Here is a 21,686-nt window from a genome sequence, read left to right as displayed (position 1 = left end):
GGCCGGTTGACCCCCATCGAATACGAAGCAATCATGACCACGCCAGCCAGTCAGGCTGCGTGACTACAACTGTCACCTACTCGTGCAGCAGACCCATTCGCCCGATCCGGAAGCCATCCAACTCGTGACCTACGCGGGCGATCACCTCGATGTAGGCGCGTTGCCTCTCGCTAGATGGGTGATCGGATGCCTTCTCGAGCCAAATGGAGTTGATCAGGAGTAGCCACTTCAGTTCTGTCCTGACGGGAACCACGTCTTGCTGATCATGCGGTCGGCTTCGGTCCGGAGCTGTTTGCATCCGCGGGGGAGACCCACTAGCCCAAGGCCAACCAACCTGAACATATGTGCGTCTGCAGGTAGGCCTGTCAGGTGAGAGAACACCACGGCGCGTCACGAACCAGCGTTCCTGAGTCAAACTGCAACGATGCCGTCATCGACATCCGCACACGTGGTCATTGAGGTCGTGCCCGGTTCGGACACCGAGACCATCGAGCACGCGGTCGAACTCGGCAACACGGCGCGCAAGACTCTCGGGTTGCTGCCGCGGGCCGCGTACTTCGATGCAGCGCAACGCGGCTGGCTTCTCGCCGCGATGAGCGACGGGGAGATGATCGGCTACACGGTCTACCGCCTTCCTCGCAATGAGGTCACGCTGGTTCACCTGTGTGTCGCGAAGGAGTTTCGCCGGAGCGGGGTTGCTCAGCGCCTTGTCGCCGAGGTGGGCCGGCGTCATCAGGCACGTTTGGGGATTCGCGCGAAATGCAGGGACGACTACGTCGACATCCAGCGCGTGTGGCGCGGCCTTGGATTCGAGCACCTCGGCCGCGCACGTGGCCGCGGTGAAGATCAAGCTGCCATGACCGTCTGGTGGCTCGACCATGGCCACGCCAACCTGTTCACTCCCCTGGAAGAACCGACGGAGCTGGCAGTTGCTATCGACGTCAACATCCTCATGGACTTGCGTACTCGAAAGGATCATCCACAAGCGGATCGCTCGCAGGCACTTCTTGCCCCAGACGTGTTGGGCCGCATCGAGATTGTCGTTCCCCACGGGCTTGAACGCGATCTCGACCGGCACCCGGCTGAACTTCGGGGGCGGCTGGTCGACGCAGCAGCTCGGTACCGTCGCCCACAAGGGTCACCGAAGCGCGCGGAAGAACTCTTCGAACTCCTCAACGTCGCAGTGCACTCAGCTGACCCTGCCAAGAGCCTGACCCCACAGGACGTCGGGGACCTCTGGCAGCTCGCCGAGACCGCTGCAGCGCGAGTACGAGTCTTCCTGACCTGGGATGAGCGCCTGCGGACCAGGGTCGCGCCCGTGTTGGCTCGGCTCAACCACGTTCCGGAGCTGACGGGGCTTCGAGTGATCGATCCTGATCACCTCGTGATCCAGCTCGACGAACTTGCACACTCAGTCGCCTACCGCCCGCAGGTGATCGCGGGAAGCTCTTTCAGCACCGAACTTGCGAATGCTCAGTCCGAGGCCGTGCTCATGGCCTTTCTCGACAAGGCCGCCGGCGAGACACGACAGGAACTCAAAGCCCGCTTGCAGGCGCTTGCGCGCTCCCCTCGCTCGCACTCAATCGTCCGCAGTCGCGACGACACCCCGATCGGCTGCTACGCCTCGGTGCTCGATGGCAACGTGCTGAAAGCACCCCTGCTCAGGGTCCAGGACCACGCCGACGCCGACACCATGGCGCGATACCTGCTCTGGATGCTTCGCGTTACCGCACGCGACGAGAACGCCAACGTCGTGCGCATCGAAGATCCTTATCTTTCACCAGCGATCGAACGCGCGGTAAGCCACGAGGGGTACCAGCGCATCGAAGGAGCGTGGCACTCCTGGGTGATCCAGGCCGCAGGAACGGGAGCGCAGATCAGCGCCGCCGTCTCTGCAGGACACGCGCTCGTCGGACTTGATCCCGTGGCGCTGCTTCCGCCACACCTCGCTCCCGAGTCCGCAGCTCAGTACGAAAGAACGTGGTGGCCCGCCAAGATCACCGATAGCAGCTTGCCGCATTTCGCGGTGGCCATCCAGCCGCGATGGAGCGCCGAGCTGCTCGGCGAACCACAGATACTCACCGAACGTTCGACGAGACTCGCCTTGGGGCGCGAACACGTCTACTACCGCGGCAATCATCCGAGCGTGCTGAAAGCCCCCGGCCGCATCCTCTGGTACCTCACCCAGGACCCGACCACCGGTCCCGCTAGATTCATCGGTACCTCGCTCCTCGACGCCATCGAGTTCGGCCCTCCCGAAGAACTTCATGCACAGTTCGCCCACTACGGCGTGTTCAGCCTTGCTGATGTACGGGGCGCGGCGGGCGAACGGGGCAGTGTCCAAGGCTTGCGGGTGTCCTATACCGAGCTGTTCCGCCGCCCGGTGTTGTGGTCCGAATACCTCGAGATCCTCAGGTCCCTGGACGGCCCCAAGAGGATTCAGGGCCCCGTCCGCGTCCCCGCCTCGACCTTCTCCGCGATCTACGCAGCTGGAAGCTCAACGACACGATGACCTGATCCACAAATAGCGACGCCGTTCGCTCGATCCACCGTCACGTACCGCTAAGGTCACACCCGTGACAGTGATAGCAGCCGAAGCCAGCACGTGGGCTCCCCATCTGCGTCCACTCCTGCTGTCGCTTCGCCCTCGGTTTGCCGAAGCCATTCTCGACGGCACCAAGACCATCGAGTTGCGACGCACCAGGTTGTCGGCTCCAGACGGGACGCACCTGATCCTCTACGCCAGCTCACCGGTGATGGCTGTCGTCGGCACCGCAGTGCTCGTCAGACGTGAGACCGATACTCCGTCAAGGATCTGGCGACGTCACCGCAAGCACCTCGGGCTTCTCCGCCACGAGTTCGACGAGTACTTCGCTGGTGCCGACCTCGCCACTGCAGTCCACGTTGGAGAACCACTTCGTCTCGAAGAACCGTGGCCACTCGCTGCCTTGCGTGGAACTGCCAAGTTCCAACCTCCCCAGAGCTACCGCTTCATCTCCGAGGGCGACCCGTCAGAACTCCGTAGCCTCGCCTCCAGCCGCAGCGCACAATAGCTGGAGTAGGCACCCGCCCTCATTAGATAACAGCGATCGTCACCGCACGACCTGGTCCGGTAGCTCCGAACAGTCGCCCAGGTGTTCAACGAACGAGGCAACGGAGTCGTCGTCCGCAGCGGAACGGCCCAGATCTCAAGAGCGACCCCCAGCCCCACCTGAAACAAGCCGACGGCCGCCGCCTCCTGCTGGACGCGCTGGCCGAGTACCAGCAACCCACGGCCACCAGCCCGCGCGCATCGTGCTGCACAAGAACTCGAACCTCACGCAAGCGGATGGTTTACACGCGCTATGCCGACGACCTCACATTCTCATCGATCGAGGACTTCGGCCTCCGTCAAACAACTCAGCTGATCTGCGACGTCGACAAGGCTCTCCGTAACGCAGGTTTCTCATTGCACAAGAAGGAGACCCCACGTGGTCCCGCCGGGAAGCCGCAAGATCGTCCTGGGCCTGCTCGTGGATCGTGATCACGTACGGCTCAATCGCGCCACGCGGAGCCGGATCGCCGAGAACGTGCGCGGCGTCGAGAGGTTCGACCTGGCCCAGCACGTCGCCAACCGCAGGTTCTGCTCAATCGACGGGTTCGTCCATCACGTCGACGGCCTGCTCGCATTCGCGACAAACATCGAGCCCGGCTGGGCGGCCGAGGCGAAAGCCCGTTGGCAGCTCGCGCTCGAAGAAACCACTGGGAAAACTTCTCCTTTTGAGGACCCGCAGCCAGCCTTGGGAGCACGCGCTGGGAGCAAACAGGGAGCAGGACAACGCGCTGAACATACCTGAACGGTTTCCAACGGGCCTGAACGAAACCGCGCCAACCTGCAAAAGTCATGTTTCCGCAGGTCAGCGCGGCCTTGTGACCATAGTTCACACCTAAGCGGTCTTGAGGCACTCCCTGACGAACCCATTGAACCCGCTTCGCCTTGACCAAGTCCGCCCGCCCGGCATGAGAAGTCCGGTTCGTTCAGCAGAGATAGGTGAAGTACGGGCACTAGCCAGATACGCCAACCCTCCAGATGCGACGTCTTACAGGATCTTCGCCGCAGTTCAGGTCAGCACGACGCAGCACGGGTCCAGCCGCAGCTTCGAGACATCCCTCGGCCAGTGCCTGTCCTGGCGGCACGCCACCAGGCCGGTTTGATGTCGACGACGTCGGTTCGCGCAGATTGACGGTTGTTCAGCGCCGTTCAGCAAGTTCACCCGTTCGTGGCGACCCCATTTGGCGTCAGCCAAAATGAAGGAGCCAGTGGCTCCAGTTTCGCTCCTTCATCAGCCTGTTGATCATGAAATAGGTGATCAAGTGAAGATCGTTTCGAGCGCACGAAAAAGCCCGATGACCTGGGCTTTCACCCAGAATCAGCGGGCTGATTCAGACCGTCGGGACGACAGGATTTGAACCTGCGACCCCTTGACCCCCAGTCAAGTGCGCTACCAAACTGCGCCACGTCCCGGCCACACTCCCGGTTCCCCGGCGTGCAGGAAGAATCCTACAACACCGGGAACAGAGATCAAAAACGGGGCCCCGCACTGGGGTAGAGCTGCGGAAATACGGCGGGGACCCGGCGTACGGGTCCCCGCGTCCCTCGGTCCGACCGATCCCCCGATCCTCGACCGACACCGAGAACTATGCGTTGGCCGAGGAGCGGGCACCACCGCCGAAAGTCGAGTCTTGTCCGTCAACCTTCGACTTACCGGGTGGTAGGACGGCGGAGACGCTGAAGCCGCCGTCTGCTCGGTAGGAGGTGGTGAGGGTGCCGCCTGCCAGGCGGACTCGTTCGGACAGGCCGTGCAGGCCCGCGCCGCCGCCGTCGCCCAGGGCGGGCAGGGTGCCTGGGCCGTTGACTACGGAGACGCGTACGGGTGATGAGCGGTCCACGGTTACCGTGACGGCGGCTCCGGGGGCGTGTTTCGTCACGTTGGTCAGGGCCTCTTGGACCACTCGGAACAGGGCGCGGGAGACGGCTGGTGAGAGGGAGGCGTCGCCTGTTTCGGACAGGGTCACGGAGACGCCGGCCACGCGGGCGCGGTCGATCAGTTCCTGGAGGGACGGGTAGGACGTGTCGGAGTGCAACAGGCCCAGGGCGGCGCGCATTTCGGACAGGGATTCCTTTGCCAGGGCCCGTAAGCGCTGTGCTGTCTCGCGGACGGCCGGGTCTGTCGCGGTGGCGGCCAGGGCTGCGGATTCCACGGCTATGAGGGTGGCGTGGTGGCCTACGGCGTCGTGGATTTCGCGGGCTATTCGGGCTCGTTCGGCGGCTCGGGCCGAGGTTTCCTGGGCTTCCAGTTCGGCGGCTCGGGCTCGGCGGGTTTCGTAGAGGGATCGGGTCAGGTCCTTGCGGGTGGTGACCAGGGCGCCGAGGGCGGTGGGTGCGCCTGCCAGGCCGAACGCGAAGGCGGTGGCGAGTAGCAGGGAGCCCAGGGGGATGGTTTCGGTCAGGAGTACCGGGGCGATGGCGGCCACGGTTTGCAGGACCACCCAGAAGAGTTGGACCGGGAGGGACTTTTCCTTGCGGCCCAGGTGGTATTGGGCAACGAGGGCCGGGGCCCAGCCCAGGCCGCCGGCTACGCCTGGGACGCACAGCAGCGAGGCTAGCCACGGCCAGCGCAGGCGTACGGGCAGCAGTAAGGAGGCTCCCACCGCGGTCCACAGCGACCACGGGAACGGGCGGTCCTGGGTCAGCAGGATCACTCCCGTGGTGATGCCCACGGTGAGGAGCTCGTTGTAGATCGGCTTCACCACACACCGACCTGGTGCGCGACGAGGGCCGCCTGCACCCGGTTCTCCACGCCCAGCTTGGTCAGCACGGTCGAGACGTAGCTCTTCACCGTGGCCTCGGAGAGGCAGAGTTCCTCGGCGATCGAGTGGTTGGAACGGCCGCCGGCGAGGAGTTCCAGGACCTGGCGTTCGCGGGCCGACAGGGAGTCGAGGTGGCGGTTGGCGCGGAAGCCGCGCAGGCGGGGTAGCAGGCGGGCCGTGATGCGGGGGTCGAGGACGGCGCCGCCCGCGGCCAGGTCGACCACGGCGCGGACCAGGGTTTCCGGTTCGGCGTCCTTCAGCAGGAAGCCCTGGGCGCCCAGGTCGAGGGCCATGGCGACGTAGTCGTCGAGGTCGAACGTGGTCAGCACGGCGATGGCGGGCGGGGTGGCCCACGTGCGCAGCCTCCGCACCGCTTCCAGGCCGTCCACGCCTGGCATCTGCACGTCGACCAGGACGACGTCCGGCAGGCAGGCGAGGACCACTTCGACCAGTTCGGCGCCGTCGGCGGCCTCGCCGACCACCTCCACCCGGCCGTCGGCTTCCAGGAGGACCTTCAGGCCCCGCCGCAGCAGGGCCTCGTCGTCGGCTAGCACCACTCGTACGGCCACGAAACCAACCAACCGCACCCCATGCCAAAGGGCAACTAGATCACCCAAGTCGTCACGACACCGTCCGTGTGCACTCCGATCACGTGTGTGTCGTCGGACGTGAAGACCAACGCGCGCAACGGTGGTCCCAGCAGCGGCAGAACGGTCACGACGCGTTGGTCCGGGATGTGCCACAGGACGACGCCCGCTTCGGCCACGGTGGCGAGCATCGTGGCGGCCGCGTTGAAGGCGCGGACCTGGGGCGCGCGGTTCGTCCGGTCTTCCGGAGGTTGCGCGGCCAGCGAGGTCCAGCGGTGTTTCCACGACGGTTCGTCGCCGCCGCACGCGCGGACGTAGGCCAGGGTCACGTCGAGTGTGGGCAGTTTGCGGCCGCCGGCGGCGTCGGACAGCGTCGCGGCCGAGTAGTGCGTCAAGGCCGCGAGCTGGCGGTACGTCGGCATGCCCGCCGCGCGGCGCAGGGCGCGCAGGTCGGCCGCGAAACGGAGTAGCGGGCTGTCCCCTTCGTCGAGTGGGCGTTCTTTGCGAGCCATGGTCGGTTACCTCCCCCGCTCCCCATTTTGTTCAGGCTTCGTCGTACAAGTCCAGGCGTGGTCCCCGAACAATCCGGTTCAGCAGTAGAAAGAAGGAACCGGACCGAACCGACGTGGAATAGGGGAACCATGTCCGACGAGTACCACCGCGAAGTGCTGGCCAAGCTCACCGAACTGGTGCGCGACGAGTTCCTCGACGGGGAGGACGAGGAGCTCACGGCCACGACACCGCTGATGGAGTGGGGGATCCTCAAGTCCATCGAAACCACCCGGCTGGTGACGTACGTGCGCACACAATTCGGCGTGCGCGTGCCGCCGGCCCAAGTCACGACCGAGAACTTCCGAGATCTGGAAAGCATCGCCGGGCTCGTCACGGCATTGCGCGGGTGAGTGGAATGGAGTTCGGCCGGACGGCCGCGCAAAGAGACCGGTGCCGGACAATTCGGGACGCCGGAGAATACGACTGGCAACGGCTCGGCGAACTCGGCGTGCTCGGCGCCGCCGTGTCCGTCGAGCACGGCGGACGGGGGCTCGGCGCGCTCGACACGGCCCTGGTCTTCGAGGCCGCGGGATACGGCTGCCACGACACCGGGCTGGTCTTCGCGGCCGGCGCGCACCTCTTCGCCGTGGCGCTGCCGATCGCCGAGTTCGGCAGCGACGCGCAGAAGAAGAAGCTCCCCGGACTGTGCGATGGCACCCTCATCGGCGCCAACGCGATGACCGAGCCCGACGCCGGATCCGACATCGGCGCGCTGAAGACCACCGCCGTGCGCAGCGGCAACGGATACGTGCTCAACGGCGTGAAGAGCTTCGTCAGCAACGGTCCGATCGCGGACGTCTACGTCACCTATGCCGTCACGGACCCCAAGGCAGGACATCTCGGCACCACCGGGTTCGTGGTCGACGCCGGCACGCCCGGCCTGGTCAGGAGCGAGCCGTTCGGCAAGCTCGGCCTGAACGGCTGCTCGGCGGGCACCGTCGAGTTCCACGACTGCGCGGTGGCGGAGGACGCGGCGCTGGGCAACGGCAGCCTCGTGTTCCAGCACGGCATGCTCTGGGAACGCGCCTGCCTCTTCGCGATCTACCTCGGCGTGCAGGAGCGGCTCATCGAGCGCTGCATCACGCACGTCAAGCGGCGCAAGCAGTTCGGCAGGCGGCTCAGCACCTTCCAGTCCGTCAGCAACCGGATCGTCGACATGCAGCTACGGCTGGAAAGCGCCCGTTTGCTGCTCTACAAGGCGTGCTGGGCCATCGACCAGGACGACGACGCCGTGCTTCCCGCGGCCTTGTCGAAGCTCGCCGTCTCGCAGGCAGCCGTGCAGACCGCACTGGACGCCGTCGAACTCTTCGGCGGCCGCGGTTACCAGACCGGCGAGGGCATCGAGGAGCACCTCAGGGACGCCGTGGGAGGCCTGATCTTCTCGGGCACGTCGGACATCCAGCGGCAGCTCGCGGCACTGGAGCTGGGCCTGTGACCGCACTGCACCGACTCGTCAGCGAAGCCGCCAGACGCACGCCACAAGCACCGGCCGTCCACGACGGCGCAACGACAATCACCTACGAAGAGCTCGACGACCGCGCGAACCGCCTCGCCGCAGGACTGCAAGAACGAGACTTCCGCAAAGGCGACCGCATCGTCATCCACGCCGAGAAGAGCGCGGACACGATCGCGCTGATGCAGGCGGCACTGCGGATCGGCGCGATCTACGTCCCGATCGCACCGGCCAACCCGAAAGCGCGCGTCGACAAGATCATCAAAAGCGCGCGCCCGAAACTCGTCGTCACCGACCCGAGCACGCTGCCGACAGGCACAGCACCTGAAATCCACGAGCCGGAGCCGGACGACCCGGCCTACGTCCTCTACACCTCTGGCTCGACCGGCGACCCGAAGGGCGTCTGCATCAGCCATCGCAACGCCGAGGCGTTCGTCACCTGGGCAGCAGAGGAAACCGGTCTGCACCAAAGAGATCGGCTCAGCAACCACGCCCCGTTCAACTTCGACCTGAGCGTGTTCGACCTCTACGGCGCCTTCCACGCGGGCGCCGCGGTCGACCTCGTGCCGAGCGGCGCCGCCTACAACCCGGCGGAGCTCACGGAGTTCCTCGTCACGCGCGGCATCACGGTCTGGTACTCCGTGCCGTCCGCGTTGCTGCTGATGATGCGGCAAGGCGGCCTTCTGACTAGAAACAACGCCCTGCGGGTCTGCGTCTTCGCAGGCGAGCCGTTTCCGTCCGACCAGGTGCTCGAACTGCGCAAGGCATGGCCGAACACCAGGCTGTTCAACTGGTACGGGCCGACAGAGACGAACGTCTGCACGTCGCACGAGGTGCACGACGTCGATCCGAGCCGCCCGCTGCCGATCGGAACTCCCAGCTGTGGCAACACGATCGACCTCGTCGACGGCGAGATCGTGGTCGACGGCCCCACCGTGATGCTCGGCTACTGGGGCCAACCACCGCACCAGGGCCCGTACCGCACAGGAGACCTCGGCAAGCGAACGAACGGGGTGCTCGAGTACGCGGGCCGGCGCGACGCCATGGTCAAGGTCCGCGGCCACCGCGTGGAGCTCGGCGAGATCGAGACCGCACTCGCCAGCCACCCCGACGTCGGCGCCGTGGCCGTCGTCGTCACGGGCAGCGGCCTGGAGGCGAAACTCCACGCCGTCGTCGTGCCACGCAACGAGAAACGCCCAGGGCTCATCGGCCTGAAACGCCACTGCGCCGAACGCCTGCCCAGCTACATGATCATCGATTCGCTCGCCGTGGTGGCCGAACTCCCGCGCACGGTGAACGGCAAGACCGACCGCACCGCACTCTCCAGGGGGATCCAGTGACGTTGTTCGGCAAGTCGACGGCCCTGTACGACGAGTGGGAGGACGAGGGCGTCTCCCCGTTCTTCCCGGTGATCGAGACCAACCGGGGCCACCACGTCACGACCGCGAAGCACGGCGACCTGCTCATGTTCGGCTCGTGCGACTACCTCGGCCTCTCCCAGAACCCGGCACTCAAACAAGCCGCGATCGACGCGATCCAGGAGTTCGGCACGAACACCTATGGCGCGCAACTGCTCTGCGGCCGCACCAGGTTGCACGACGGCATCGAGGCGAAGCTCAGGGCGTTGTCCGGCAAGGAGTCCGCGATCCTCTTCCCGTCCGGCATGGCCGCGAACCTGGCCGTGATCTCCACGATCGCGTCCGACGAGGACGTCATCCTCTGCGACCGCACCGCCCACGTCTCGATCTACATGGGCAGCTGGTTGTCCGGCGCCGAGCTGCGCACGTTCCCGCACAACAACGTGAAGAAGCTGGAAGCGTTGCTGCGCAAGGAGAAGGACAAGCGCCGACGGGTGATCCTGGTCGACGGCCTGTACAGCGCCGACGGCGACTTCGCACCACTCAAAGAGATCACCGCGCTGGCCCAGGAGCACGACGCGCAGGTGATCGTGGACGAGGCGCACTCGTTCGGCGCGATCGGACCGAACGGGCTGGGCGTCGCCGACCACTTCGGTGTGCTGGACCGGGTGGACGCCGTGGTCGGCACGATGAGCAAGGCGCTCGGCAGCGTCGGCGGGTTCGTCCTCACCAGCAAGGATTTCGAACGTCAGCTGCGCTACCTCGCCCCGAGCTACACGAGCTCACGCGGCAGCGCACCCGGTGTCGCGGGCGCGAGCCTCGCGTCGCTCGAACTCGTCGAGGAACACGGCGGCGAGCTGCGCGCCAGGCTCGACCAGAACGTCAGATCAGTCATCGACGGCCTCACCGAAGCCGGGCTGAACCTGATGCGCACGACCAGCCACATCGTCCCGGTGCTGATCGGCGACGAGCGCAAGACCGTGGCCGTCTCGAACTGGCTGATGGACCACGGGATCTTCGTCGGAACGTTCGTGCACCCGCACGTGCCGACCGGAGAAGGCAGGCTGCGGATCGGGGTGACCAGCACGCACACTCAGGCCGAGTGCGCGGTGCTGGTCGAACGGCTCACCGAAGCGAGGAACAAGTTCTCGCTCTGAGCGATGATCACTTCTTGGCGGAGCCCGCCTTCTTCTTCTCGCGGACACGGACCGAGATGCGGACCGGGCTCCCCTGGAAGCCGAACTCCTCACGCAGCTTGCGCTCGATGAACCGGCGGTAACCCGCCTCGAGGAAACCGGTCGTGAACAGCACGAACGTCGGCGGGCGGGTCGAGGCCTGGGTCGCGAACAGCACCTTGGGCTGCTTGCCGCCGCGCACCGGCGGCGGGGTGGCCGCGATCAGGTCCGACAGCCACTGGTTCAGTCGGCCGGTCGGGACGCGGGTGTCCCACGAGTTCAACGCCGTGCGCAACGCCGGGGCGAGCTTGTGCACCGAGCGGCCGGTCAGAGCGGAGATGTTGACCTTGTCCGCCCACGGCACGCGCACCAGGCCGCGTTCGAGCTCGCGGACCATCTCGTTGCGGCGGTCCTCGTCGACCAGGTCCCACTTGTTGAACGCCAGCACGCACGCGCGACCCGACTCGACGACCATCGTCAGCACCCGGAGGTCCTGCTCGGCCAGCGGCTCGTGCGCGTCCAGCAGCACGATCGCGACCTCGGCGGTCTCGATCGCCGACTTGGTGCGCAGCGAGGCGTAGTACTCGGCGCCGCTCTCGAACTTCACCCGCTTGCGCAGGCCGGCGGTGTCGACGAACCGCCAGATCTCGCCGTCCAGCTCGACCAGCGAGTCGACCGGGTCGACCGTGGTGCCTGCGACCGAGTCGACGACCGAGCGCTGCTCGCCGGTCAGGCGGTTGAGCAGGGAGGACTTGCCGACGTTGGGCTTGCCGACCAGAGCGACCCGGCGCGGTCCGCCGGCCGAAGCGCCGAAGTCGTCGCGCGGCGTCTCGGGCAGCTTCTGCAGGATCACGTCGAGCAGGTCACCGGAGCCGCGGCCGTGCAGACCGGACACCGGGTACGGCTCGCCGAGCCCGAGCGACCACAGCGATGCGACGTCGGCCATCAGCCGGTCGTCGTCCACCTTGGACGCGCAGAGGATCACCGGCTTCTTGGACCGGCGCAGCACCTTCGCGACGGCCTCCTCCGTGGTCGTCGCGCCCACCGTCGCGTCCACGACCACGAGGATCACGTCCGCGGTCGCCATCGCGAGCTCGGCCTGCGCGGCCACGGCGGCCTGCAGGCCCACCGCGTCCGGCTCCCAGCCGCCCGTGTCGACCACGGTGAACTTGCGGCCGTTCCACAGCGCGTCGTAGGCCACGCGGTCACGGGTGACGCCCGGCACGTCCTGCACGACGGCCTCTCGCCGGCCGATGATGCGGTTGACCAGCGTGGACTTGCCCACGTTCGGCCGTCCGACCACCGCGAGCACCGGCTGCGGCGGCGCGGCCTCCTCGCCATCGGAACCGTCGAGGTCGTCGAAGGCTGACCAGTCGGCCTCGTCCTCCCAGGTGCCGTCCAGGTCCGTCATCGTCTTCCCTCACTCACACGAAGTCCATCGAGTTCGGCGACCAGTGTCGCCAGGCGATCGCGCACCTGCTCGGTGGCAACGCCGAGTGCGGCCTTCCCCTTCCCCTCCGGGAGGTGGAACGGCTCACCGATCAGCACGTCGACCGTGGGCCGCCAGCCCTTGGCCTGGTACGTGCCGCGGCACGCGACCGGCAGCACCACCGCGCCGCCGACCCGCGCGAGCCACGCCGCGCCGTTCTGCGCCGAAGCCACGTCGCCCTCACCGCGCGTGCCCTCGGGAAAGATCCCGACCACGCCACCGGCCTTGAGCACGGACAACGCGCTGGTCAGCGCCGTGCGGTCGGCTTCTCCCCGCTTGACGGGGATCTGCCCGATCTTGCGCAGCAGGTAGCCCACGACACCTTTGAACATCTCCTGCTTGATCAGGAACGTCATGCGCCGGGGCACGACACCGAACAGGATCGGCCCATCAGCCATCGAGCTGTGGTTGGCGACGACGACCACGCCGCCGTTCAAGGGTACGCGGTCGCGCCCGTGCACCCGAATCCGGAACTGCCACGCGTACGGAACGCGCGCGATCCAGCGTCCGAAGTCGAACAGCCACCCGAGGCTGCCCTCAGGAACCGTCACCCGGTCACCCGCAGCCCACGCCGTTCGACGAGGTCCAGCAACGCGTCCACGGTGCCCGCGAGGTCGAGGTCGGTCGTGTCCACCTCGACCGCGTCCTCTGCCGCCCGCAGCGGCGACACCGCGCGCGTCGAGTCGTAGTTGTCGCGCCGCTGCACGTCCGCGAGTACCGCGTCCACAGTGGACTCGCGCCCGGCCGCGTTGTCCTGTTTGGTCCGGCGCCGCGCCCGAGCGTCCTCCGACGCCGTCAGGTACACCTTCAGCGGCGCGTCCGGCGACACGACCGTGCCGATGTCGCGCCCCTCGACGACGATGCCGCCCACGTTGTCCACGGCGTCCGCGATGATCGCCCGCTGCTGCGCCACGAGCAGCTCCCGCACGTGCGCGGTGGCAGACACCGGCGACACGGCGAGCGTCACCTCCGGCCCGCGGATCTCCACCGACACGTCGTCGCCGTCCAGCGTGATCCCGGGCGCCGAGGGGTCGGTGCCGACCACGAGCTTGGCGCCGTCGGCGACCTCGGCGACCTTCGGCGCGTCCGCCGGGTCGACCCCGGCGCGCAGCACCGCCACCGTGATCGCCCGGTACATCGAGCCGGTGTCGAGGTAGCGCGCGTCCAGCGCCATCGCGAGGCGCTTGGCGACGGTGGACTTGCCGGTGCCGGACGGTCCGTCGAGTGCCACCACACCGCGCAACTGACCCTGGCCCACCACAGCTCCCTCCGAGACACCCACGGGGGACATTGTGCCTGGTGCGGCGGCCGGGACCGGCATCGGGCGTCCCGGCCTACGCGAAGGGCGCGCTCACCAAGCCCACCAACGTGAGCAGGACCACGGCCAGGAACGCCAGCACGATCACGGATCCGATGGACACGGTCAGCGTGAACGCCGCCACCCGCCACCGGTGATAGGGCTGTTTCTGCACGTCCGATCCCCCTCCTCGAAGTCAGAGCCGCAGTCCCTCGTCGGCGAGGGTCTGCTCGGTGAACGTCTCGACGCTCGGGTGCGCGTCGTTGTGGTCGTCGGTGAGAGCGGAGGTGAGGAAGAACGTCACCTCCTTGAACGTCGCCCCCATGCGCCGCACGATGTTGCCCTGGCCCAGCCCCTCGAGCCACGACCTGATCGCGTCCGAGTCGCCGGTGTCCACGTCGATGAGCAGCCGTTTGATCAGGTCGGCCTTGCTCACCGCGACCGCGAGGCGGATCCGGCCGAGGTCGACGCCCATCGCCGTCATCGTCGACACGATCTCGCTGAACGTGACGTGCGGCTCCTGCCTCGCGCGACGGCTGTCGAGCTCCTTCTGCTCGTCCGCGTCGAACTCCTCCCACACGGGTTTGATCGACGTCGGGTCGATCACGAAGATGAACGTCCGCGCGTTGCGGAAGTACTCGAGCTCCTGGATCTCCTTGGGCTTGCTGAAGATCTCCCCCGCCGCGTCGAAGACGTGCACGAGCTTGCGCGCTCCCCGGCGCGGGGAGACGAGCACCGAGCACGCGGGCGGCGCGACACCCGACTGGCGCGCGGGCGCGGTCTTCTCGGTGCGCGAGGTGGCGATCAGCGTGGTCCGCGCCTTGTCGGCCTCCTTGCGGCTCTGCGCGTCGGCGTAGGTGAACTCGCCGCCGGAACGCGTGACCATCGTCTCCACCGCGATGATCAGCACCGTGATCAGCTGCGTCTTGCCCGCACTCGGCGCGCCGAACACCGGCAGCACGATCTCACCCGTCTCGCCGGTGTGCCCGCTGAGCTCGTGCGGTTCGTCACCGCTGCGATGGCCGGGACACCACAGCGTGGGCTTGTCCTCCGGCTTGACGAACCACATCAGCACCATCATCGACGGGAACGCCTTGCCGCAGTTGCACCGGCGGTGGGTCATCCCGTGGCGGCCAGGCCGGACGTCGCCGTGCAGCGTCTTGCAGCCGGGACAGCCGTACAGCACCTCGGTGACGCGATGGCCGCAGGTCTTGCAGGTCATGGTGATGCCGCGGATCCGCAGCATCGCGGCGTCCACGAGCCGCAGCACGTACAACGCGACGTAGCTGAGGCCGAGCAGCACGACCAACGACAATCCCGCGACCACGCCCGCGGTCAGCAACGCGCAGCACGCCAGCGCCAGTCCCAGCATCATGCCGAAGTACTGGATGACACCGATCCACTTCCGGCCGACCGGGTCCGCGAAGCGTTTGGTGTGGATCTCCTTGGCACGTTTGGAGATCGCCTCACGGAGAGCACGCAGTCCGGCACCGTGCGCGTGCACGATGTCGCGCCACGCCTGGCCGCGCAGGTAGAAGTCCCACGCCGGCTCCTCCCGCGGCGTCCGCTTCGCCACCGGTCGTTTCGCCACGGCCGCGTTCGCGTTCTTGCCCAGGCCGTATCCACCGGCCAGCGCGACCACGTACGCACGCAGCACGGTGTGGGCGAAGCTCATCGCGGAGATCAGCGGCGGCAGCAGGATCGCCAGAGCGAGCAGGGTCGCGAACACGATCACGGCTTCGCTCCCCTCTTCCGCATCTGCTTGAGCACGAACCTCGCGATCGCGCTGCCCGCGTACGTGCTCGACTGCTCCCCGAACCAGTCCGCGAGGTCAGCAGGCCCGCGACGGCGCAGCACCTCCGCCGTCCGCAGCACGTCGGAGCGCCGCCACTTCTCCACCGACCTCAACGTGTTGTCCTGCAACGCCTTGTGCGCCGATTTCGCGCCATGCACCGAACCGATGCTCTTGAGGTGCCACGCCAGCGTCAGCAGGTCGGCCGCGATGCCGGGGTCGGGCCGACGCCCGTTCAGCGACTGGTCCGCTTCGTCCCAGTACGCCTTGCGCAGCGCACCGAGCGCCACGTACAGCAACGCGAACCACTCCAGCCGGAACTCACCGATCCGGTCGAGCACCATCGACAGCATCTCCGCCTTGCGCGACCCGCTGCGCACGCGGTGGAAGGCGAAGATGAACTCCTTCATCCGCTGGTCGAACTGCCCCGCCGACTGCGCCTTCGCCATCCGGTCGACCAGCGCGGCCGTCTCGAACCGCGTGGTGATCTGCTTGACGGTGTCCCGCGGCAGCACGTCCATCACCGGCTCCTCCCGCACCTTCGCGCACAGCCGGTCGTAGGTCTCCCCGCCGGTCTCCGACGGCGGCAGCAGCAACGCGGAGTCCAGCCACTCCAGCAGCGGCGACTCGCAGAACAGCCGCTTCTCCACGTTCTCCAGCAGCAGCAACGCGTCGTGGTGCGTCCAGCCGTTCGGCCACAGCCTGGTCAGCACCTCGGGCGGCACCACGCCGGAGTCCGCGATCCGCGCGAGCGCACGGCTCGGCGGGATCCGCCCGGCGGCCGCGTCCGCGACGAGCACCGCCGTCGTGAGTCCCGGTGCTTCACGCAGCCCCAGCGCAGGGGCCAGCTCCGACGACAGCAGATCGACCACTTTGGACAGATCGGTCCGCACGACCGTGGACAGGTGCGCCACGACCCCGGCCCGCAGATCAGGCCAGTTCCGCAGCAACGGCAGCAGCCGCGCGCTCTCGTCGAAGACCGCAGGACCGAACGCCCGCAGCCCCGTCTGGAACTGCACGTCACCGGACACCCGGATCCCGCAGGTGGACGCCCACGACAGCAACGCCGCCGCGGTGTCGGGCGACGACACGGGCAACCGCTCGGCCAGCGCGACCGCCGCGTAGTCGCGCGCCGAAGCCGAGCGCAGCGACAACGCCGACCCGGTCGGCGAACCCGCCACGAACGCCCGCGCCCAGGCCAGTTCGACGTTCTCCGCGAACCCGCGCGCACCGACGGCACCAACAGCCTCCGCCAGGGGCGCGAGCACGTCCGCCGGACAGCCCTCGACGTCGAGCAACGCGCCGATCCGGTCGACGGTCGGCGCACCGAGACGACGTGCGTGTGCCGCGAGCCACGGCGCGACGACCACCATGCCTTCCCGATCCGTGCCGTTGTCCGCCAGCACGACGGGATGCCAGTCGTCGAGGCCGTGTTCGGAGCCGTCCCCGAGCTCACCGGCCCGCCGCCACAGCTCCTCCGCCGACTCGACACCCATGTCGACCAGGAACTGGGCCAGCGGGTGCACCGGGATCTCACTGATCTCGTCCGCCACGAGGTCGAACAGGTGGTACGTCTCGAACCCGTTCCTGTCCACATCGGACTCGGCGAGCGTGCCGACCACGTTCATGCGACTCTGCCGCGGCTCGTGCTCGTAGGTGGAGAACGACATCTGCCGCGCGGTCTCCGGCGGCAGGAGATACGAGGCGGCGGCGATCCACCGCGCCACGGCGTCCGCGTCCTTTTCGACCAGGACGACCTTCCGCTCCTGCTTGCGGACCGCGAGGTCGATCGCGGTCAGCAACGCGGGCAGGTGCCGCGCGCCGGGATGCCCGGCGACGAACTCCATCGCCTCGTGCCGGTCCAGCGTTCCCGGCACGAGACCGCCGAGCACCGGCAGTGCGACATCATCGGCTTCGCTGCGGGTCCACAGCGCCGACCCCCACAGCTCGATCGGCAGCGCCTGCCCGAAGTCCGCAGGGTTCTCGGTGACCAGCGCGTGCGCGAAGTAGTTGCCGAACCGGCGGGAGTAGTCGGTGCCGACGAACGCGACCTGTGCCAGCACGGTCGTGGAACCCGGCCGGTAGCAGAGGTTCACGGGAGCGGCCGCGAGTACGGCCGGGTCCACGTCGTAGGCGAGCGTCGGCGGCGGCTTGTACGCGGTCATCGACGCCACCTCTGCCATCACGTCCGGGCGCACGCCGGGCGTCGCGGCGTTGAACTGGTAGCCGGGATGGCCGGACAGACCCCGTTCGCACGAGGTGTAGTAGAGCTGGCTGAACCCCATCACTCACCAACCGGTTTGACCGTCTTGCGGATGGCGCCGAACTCGCTCATGAGCCACAGGAACGGGTCCTCGACCCGGTGCGGCTGCACGCCCCGGTCGGAGACCCGTTGCAGGCCACCGCCTTCCAGCCGCGGGCTCTCGCCCAGCGCGGACAGGCCGAACAGCCGGTAGCGGCTGAAGCTGTTCGCGAGCGTCTCGTCCACGTTGCGCCCGGCCCACTCGTGCAGCAGCGCCTGCATGTGCCGGTGCACCTCGACGCTGTCCGGTTCGTTGAAGCTGTCCCCGCTGGGAGGTGTGCGCAGCCACGGGCTGCCCGGCGGCAGAGAACCCTGCAGCGCGTCCATCTTCGTGAACGCCACCGCGATCGGCTTCTCGATCCGCTTGCCCGCCTTGACGCCGGTGCTGCCCTGCAACTGCTTGATGATGTTCGCGAGCACCGCGGTCGGCGAGTCCTCCGCCGAGACCAGCTCCGGCATCAACGCGTCCGCGTCGGCGTGCGGCCGCGCGCCCCGCAGCTGCAACGGGTCGAGCAGCAGGATGATGCCGTCCGCGCTCGTCATGTACCGCACGTTCTGGTCGATGCTGTTCTCGGTGGTCATGTCCTCGCCCGCGGTGTCGTAGAACGACAACAGCGTGCTGCGCACCTTGCTGCGCCCACCGATCGTCAGGTTGAAGACGAGCGGCCGGCGGCCACCGCGTTCCTTCTTGGCCGTCGGAGTCGCGCCGTAGAGCTCATGCTTGTCGTACAGGGCGTGTTGGTAGACGGTCTCGAACCGGTTGCTCGTCGACGCGTCGGCGCCCAGCACGGACGCGTGGATCCGCGCGCCGACGTCGTTCATCAGCTCGTGCAACAACACCGTCATGTAGACGGTCTTGCCGCTGTCCTTCGCGCCGACCAACGCGATCAGCCTGCTGTCGATCTGTCCGAACTGGACGGGCAGCTGGCTGTGGCACCGCGGGCAGACCCGGTAGTGCGTCTCCGCCTGGCACACCTCGTGCATCGCGGTGGACTTGCGGCCGTCGCCGTCGAACACGGGGTACTGCGGGTCGTGGTCGCCCATCTGGTCGGCGAGCACGCGGTCGAGCTTCATCTCACAGCGCTTCTTCACCCCGACCCGGCCGGAGCACCGGAACCGGATCTCCTTGTGGCGGAAGGGGCGATAGCAGTACGGGCAGTGCAGCCTGCTACCGAGCAGTGCGGGGAACAAGGGTCACCTCGTCGGCGGTGGTGGAGGCGGGGTCGGGGAAGCAGGCGAGCCCGGACAGCGGGCTGACCCGTTCCGGCAGCGACACGGTCACCGGGACGCCCGCGGTCAGGTTGCGCGGCGGCAGTGTCGCGATCACCCGGCCGCGGTCGGCGCGCAACGGGATCACGCCGTCCGCGCGGTGGACGACAACGATGGCGGGGACGCGGCACGCTTGGTCGCTGGTGAGCGTGAGATCGAGACGGCGTCGGCCGGGAAGTCCCGCCACGCGAACGACATAGCCGACGTTCGCGGGACGGCCGGAGACGCGGGTGAGCACGGCGGCGGACACGCTGTCGGTGTTGCGGTCCCGCATGACGGTCTGCAGCGCGACGGTCGTGGCACCCGGCCCGGCGGTGATCTCGGCACCACCGGAGTCCGTGTGCACGCGGGCGGAGATCTCCAGCTGGTCCACGTGCAAGGGATTGTCGTCCTCTTCGGACGGCCACCACCGGACGCGCACCGCGGTCGCGCCGTCCGGCCACACCCAGCGGACCCGGACCAGGTCGCCGAACCGCTCGGCTTTCACGCCGGTCACCGGTGCGACGAGCGACTGGGTCACCGTCTCGCCGATCGCCGCGTGGTCGCCGGACACCGTGACCGCCGTGACGGTCAGCCGTCCCGACCGCACCGGCAGCACCTGACGGACGCGGCCGTCGTCGCCGGGTGCGGCGATCCCTCCGACTGGTTGCCCGAACCCCTGCGCCTCGGCACGGGAGACAAGGCTGCCCACCGGCCACGGCGGCGCGCTCTGCGACGTGCGCAGCTCCACGACACCGGACGGAGGCGGCCGCCACGCCAGGACCAGGACGGCCTTGCCGTTCTCGTGCCGGACCTCGTGCGTCAGGTCGGTCACCGCGACGGGTTTGGCGTCGGGCCTGGCCGACACGACCACCGGCGGCGACATCCGCCGTTCCCCTGTCTGGCTGAGAAAAACCGCGCGAAGCGTGTAGTCGTAGGTCTCGCCGCTGACCACGTCGGTGTCGGTGAACGTGGTCGCGGCGACCCGGATCCGACGGTCGGCCCCGGTGCGGTCCGCGCGCGTCACGATCACCTCGGTGGCGTCGGGGTGCGCGTGCCATGTCCCGCTCACCACCCCCTCGTCGGCGCTCAGCACGACGTCCCGCACCGGTGGCGTCACCTCCAGCACGGGCGAGCTCGCCCCGACCGACCACGTCTCTCCGCGCGACGCGAACACCGTGTAGTGCAACGGGGTCGCGGGCGGCGGAAGCTCGTCGACGGCCTCGTTCGCCTGGGTCTCCGTCACGCCGGTGCCCGCACTGCTCGACACCGCCGGCGCACGCGCGGACCGCACGACCCGGTACCGCACACCCGGTGTGCGTGCCTGGCTCGGTGTCCAGCGCACGACCACCCGCTCGCCGTCGACGCCCGCGGTCACCTCTCCCGGTGGCGGTGGCGGGATCTCCGCGAGCCGCGCTTCGAGGCTGTCATCGTCACGCGCAAGCTCGGCGGCCGCGGCGAACATCCCGGCGGCCAGTTCGCCATCACCTTGGCGCAGCGCGTCTTCTGCCTGGGTGACGAGGTCCGCGACGCGGCGCAGGGCCTCGTCGAGCTGGGCCCGCTGCTCGGCGCAGTCACCGGACGGCAGGGCGTCGAGCAGCCTCTGCGCCTCGCGAAGCTCACCGTCACGCAGGGCGTCCGTGACGCGCTGCGCGGAGTCGTCACCCCGCTTCACCTCGCCGCGCTGCCCGGCCAGCGTCACCGCGAGCTCGATCGCCTCGCCCTCGTCGAGGCCGAGCCTGGTGGCCTGCAACGCGACGAGCCGGTCCGCCGCGCCCTCCTCGACCGCGGGCCGCAGCTGTTCCCTGATCTCACCCAGCAGCAGCGCGTCCAGGTTGCCCGCCTGGGTGGCCGCGTTGATCAGGATCGCGATCACGTTGTCCATCGCGGTCTTGCGCTCGTCCTGCTTGCTGCGGGCCTGCTCGGCACGGGCCTGCTGGAGTGCGGCCGCGGTGATCGTGCGGCCGTCGGCGAGCCGGAAACCGTTGCGCAGCGTGAATCCCTTGCGCACGGCGTCGGTGCCGAACAACGCCTCCGGCGACAGCTTGAAGCCCAACGCCGTCAGCGGCGCGCGCAACGACCTCACGGCGGGAATCGGCGCGCCGGTCGGCAGGTCCCACGGCGGGTCGATCACCCGGACGTTGTGCTGCCCCAGCGCTTCTCTGATCTCCTGCTCGGAGAACACGTTGTCCATCGAGGCGATCAGCCTGCGCAGGCCGGCGGGCGTGATGCAGGGCCGCGCGGCCGCGATGACCGCGATCTCCTCGTTGAGCCGGCTGTGGGCGTCGCCCCTGCTCTCCTCGCGCCGCTTGGTGAACGCCTCGAGGTTCAGCAGTCCCTTGCGGCGCAGGTCGGTGTCCGCCGCGAGCAGTGCCGTCGCCAGCGCGCCGTACTTCTTCTGCAGCTTGAGCTTGCGCCAGTACTTGACGATGGCCTCGACCCGGCGGGTGAACTCCTCGGGATCGCCTGCCGAGCGCGGATCGAGGTCGTACCTGACGAACAGGTCGGCGGGCGGCGTGTTGCCCGCCGCCCGCGCCGCGTCGAGCACCGTCTCGCGATAGGCATCGAATTCGTCCGCCATCA

Annotated in this window: 18 protein-coding genes and 1 tRNA gene; 7 read left to right on the top strand and 12 right to left on the bottom strand. The window is 68.1% G+C overall.

All coding sequences use genetic code 11. From position 1 onward, the window contains the following. Positions 1–448 precede the first annotated feature (448 nt). The 3 genes from JOD27_RS36040 (at position 449) to JOD27_RS36030 (ending at position 3,836) form a co-directional block, all read left to right on the top strand. The gene (locus JOD27_RS36040; protein ID WP_204766807.1) at positions 449–2,512 is read left to right on the top strand and encodes a GNAT family N-acetyltransferase; all 2,064 of its coding nucleotides are present in this window, start codon (positions 449–451) and stop codon (positions 2,510–2,512) included. Positions 2,513–2,576: 64 nt separating this feature from the next. Next, positions 2,577–3,053 carry an ASCH domain-containing protein gene (locus tag JOD27_RS47295; RefSeq protein ID WP_372441781.1) on the top strand — a complete coding sequence of 159 codons (477 nt, stop codon included), beginning with the start codon at positions 2,577–2,579 and terminating at the stop codon, positions 3,051–3,053. 417 nt (positions 3,054–3,470) lie between these two features. After that, positions 3,471–3,836, top strand: coding sequence for a hypothetical protein (locus JOD27_RS36030; protein ID WP_204766805.1), 366 nt, complete (start codon positions 3,471–3,473; stop codon positions 3,834–3,836). A 594-nt stretch (positions 3,837–4,430) separates the two neighbouring features. On the opposite strand, the gene JOD27_RS36025 is transcribed toward JOD27_RS36030, so the two are convergent. The 4 genes from JOD27_RS36025 to JOD27_RS47290 form a co-directional block, all read right to left on the bottom strand. Next, positions 4,431–4,504: transfer RNA gene (locus JOD27_RS36025), tRNA-Pro, on the bottom strand. A gap of 173 nt (positions 4,505–4,677) precedes the next feature. After that, positions 4,678–5,790 carry a sensor histidine kinase gene (locus tag JOD27_RS36020; protein WP_204766804.1) on the bottom strand — a complete coding sequence of 371 codons (1,113 nt, stop codon included), beginning with the start codon at positions 5,788–5,790 and terminating at the stop codon, positions 4,678–4,680. After that, positions 5,787–6,419 carry a response regulator gene (locus JOD27_RS36015; RefSeq protein ID WP_307830525.1) on the bottom strand — a complete coding sequence of 211 codons (633 nt, stop codon included), beginning with the start codon at positions 6,417–6,419 and terminating at the stop codon, positions 5,787–5,789. Before JOD27_RS36015 ends, JOD27_RS36020 begins: the two co-directional genes overlap by 4 nt. A gap of 35 nt (positions 6,420–6,454) precedes the next feature. After that, positions 6,455–6,949 carry a helix-turn-helix domain-containing protein gene (locus JOD27_RS47290; protein WP_204766802.1) on the bottom strand — a complete coding sequence of 165 codons (495 nt, stop codon included), beginning with the start codon at positions 6,947–6,949 and terminating at the stop codon, positions 6,455–6,457. A gap of 129 nt (positions 6,950–7,078) precedes the next feature. Between JOD27_RS47290 and JOD27_RS36005 the strand changes: the two genes are divergently transcribed. Genes JOD27_RS36005 through JOD27_RS35990 form a run of 4 tightly spaced genes read left to right on the top strand, consistent with a single transcriptional unit; the run spans position 7,079 to position 10,957 of the window. Then, entirely contained in the window at positions 7,079–7,339 is a 261-nt protein-coding gene (locus JOD27_RS36005) for an acyl carrier protein (RefSeq protein ID WP_204766801.1), read from the top strand. Positions 7,340–7,344: 5 nt separating this feature from the next. Further along, a complete protein-coding gene (locus JOD27_RS36000) occupies positions 7,345–8,424 on the top strand; it encodes an acyl-CoA dehydrogenase family protein (RefSeq protein ID WP_204766800.1) in 1,080 nt (359 codons plus the stop codon). Next, positions 8,421–9,782: an AMP-binding protein gene (locus JOD27_RS35995; RefSeq protein WP_204766799.1), complete on the top strand. Its 1,362-nt coding sequence runs from the start codon at positions 8,421–8,423 to the stop codon at positions 9,780–9,782. Before JOD27_RS36000 ends, JOD27_RS35995 begins: the two co-directional genes overlap by 4 nt. Then, on the top strand, positions 9,779–10,957 hold the full coding sequence (locus tag JOD27_RS35990; protein WP_204766798.1) for an aminotransferase class I/II-fold pyridoxal phosphate-dependent enzyme: 1,179 nt from the start codon (positions 9,779–9,781) through the stop codon (positions 10,955–10,957). The genes JOD27_RS35995 and JOD27_RS35990 overlap by 4 nt, the downstream gene beginning before the upstream one ends. 7 nt (positions 10,958–10,964) lie before the next feature. Here JOD27_RS35990 and der read toward each other — a convergent pair whose 3' ends face one another. From der to JOD27_RS35950, 8 genes are all read right to left on the bottom strand, one after another. Continuing rightward, on the bottom strand, positions 10,965–12,386 hold the full coding sequence (der, locus tag JOD27_RS35985) for a ribosome biogenesis GTPase Der (RefSeq protein WP_204766797.1): 1,422 nt from the start codon (positions 12,384–12,386) through the stop codon (positions 10,965–10,967). Beyond that, the gene (locus JOD27_RS35980) at positions 12,383–13,015 is read right to left on the bottom strand and encodes a lysophospholipid acyltransferase family protein (protein ID WP_204766796.1); all 633 of its coding nucleotides are present in this window, start codon (positions 13,013–13,015) and stop codon (positions 12,383–12,385) included. The genes der and JOD27_RS35980 overlap by 4 nt, the downstream gene beginning before the upstream one ends. Further along, positions 13,012–13,698 (bottom strand): (d)CMP kinase, encoded by a 687-nt coding sequence (gene cmk, locus JOD27_RS35975; RefSeq protein ID WP_307830526.1) that lies wholly within the window; start codon positions 13,696–13,698, stop codon positions 13,012–13,014. Before cmk ends, JOD27_RS35980 begins: the two co-directional genes overlap by 4 nt. Positions 13,699–13,798: 100 nt before the next feature. Continuing rightward, the gene (locus JOD27_RS35970; protein ID WP_204766794.1) at positions 13,799–13,936 is read right to left on the bottom strand and encodes a hypothetical protein; all 138 of its coding nucleotides are present in this window, start codon (positions 13,934–13,936) and stop codon (positions 13,799–13,801) included. 21 nt (positions 13,937–13,957) lie between these two features. Then, the gene (locus JOD27_RS46950; protein ID WP_204766793.1) at positions 13,958–15,496 is read right to left on the bottom strand and encodes a TRAFAC clade GTPase domain-containing protein; all 1,539 of its coding nucleotides are present in this window, start codon (positions 15,494–15,496) and stop codon (positions 13,958–13,960) included. Continuing rightward, entirely contained in the window at positions 15,493–17,838 is a 2,346-nt protein-coding gene (locus tag JOD27_RS35960) for a GTPase-associated protein 1-related protein (RefSeq protein ID WP_204766792.1), read from the bottom strand. Before JOD27_RS35960 ends, JOD27_RS46950 begins: the two co-directional genes overlap by 4 nt. Beyond that, positions 17,838–19,046 carry a TRAFAC clade GTPase domain-containing protein gene (locus JOD27_RS35955; RefSeq protein WP_204766791.1) on the bottom strand — a complete coding sequence of 403 codons (1,209 nt, stop codon included), beginning with the start codon at positions 19,044–19,046 and terminating at the stop codon, positions 17,838–17,840. Before JOD27_RS35955 ends, JOD27_RS35960 begins: the two co-directional genes overlap by 1 nt. Continuing rightward, on the bottom strand, positions 19,024–21,684 hold the full coding sequence (locus JOD27_RS35950; protein WP_204766790.1) for a SaeA-related protein: 2,661 nt from the start codon (positions 21,682–21,684) through the stop codon (positions 19,024–19,026). The genes JOD27_RS35955 and JOD27_RS35950 overlap by 23 nt, the downstream gene beginning before the upstream one ends. Positions 21,685–21,686: the final 2 nt, after the last annotated feature.

Source organism: Lentzea nigeriaca, assembly GCF_016907955.1.
GTDB classification, from domain to species: Bacteria; Actinomycetota; Actinomycetes; order Mycobacteriales; family Pseudonocardiaceae; genus Lentzea; species Lentzea nigeriaca.
Note: the sequence above shows the minus strand (reverse complement) of the source record. Positions and strands in the feature narration are given on the sequence as shown.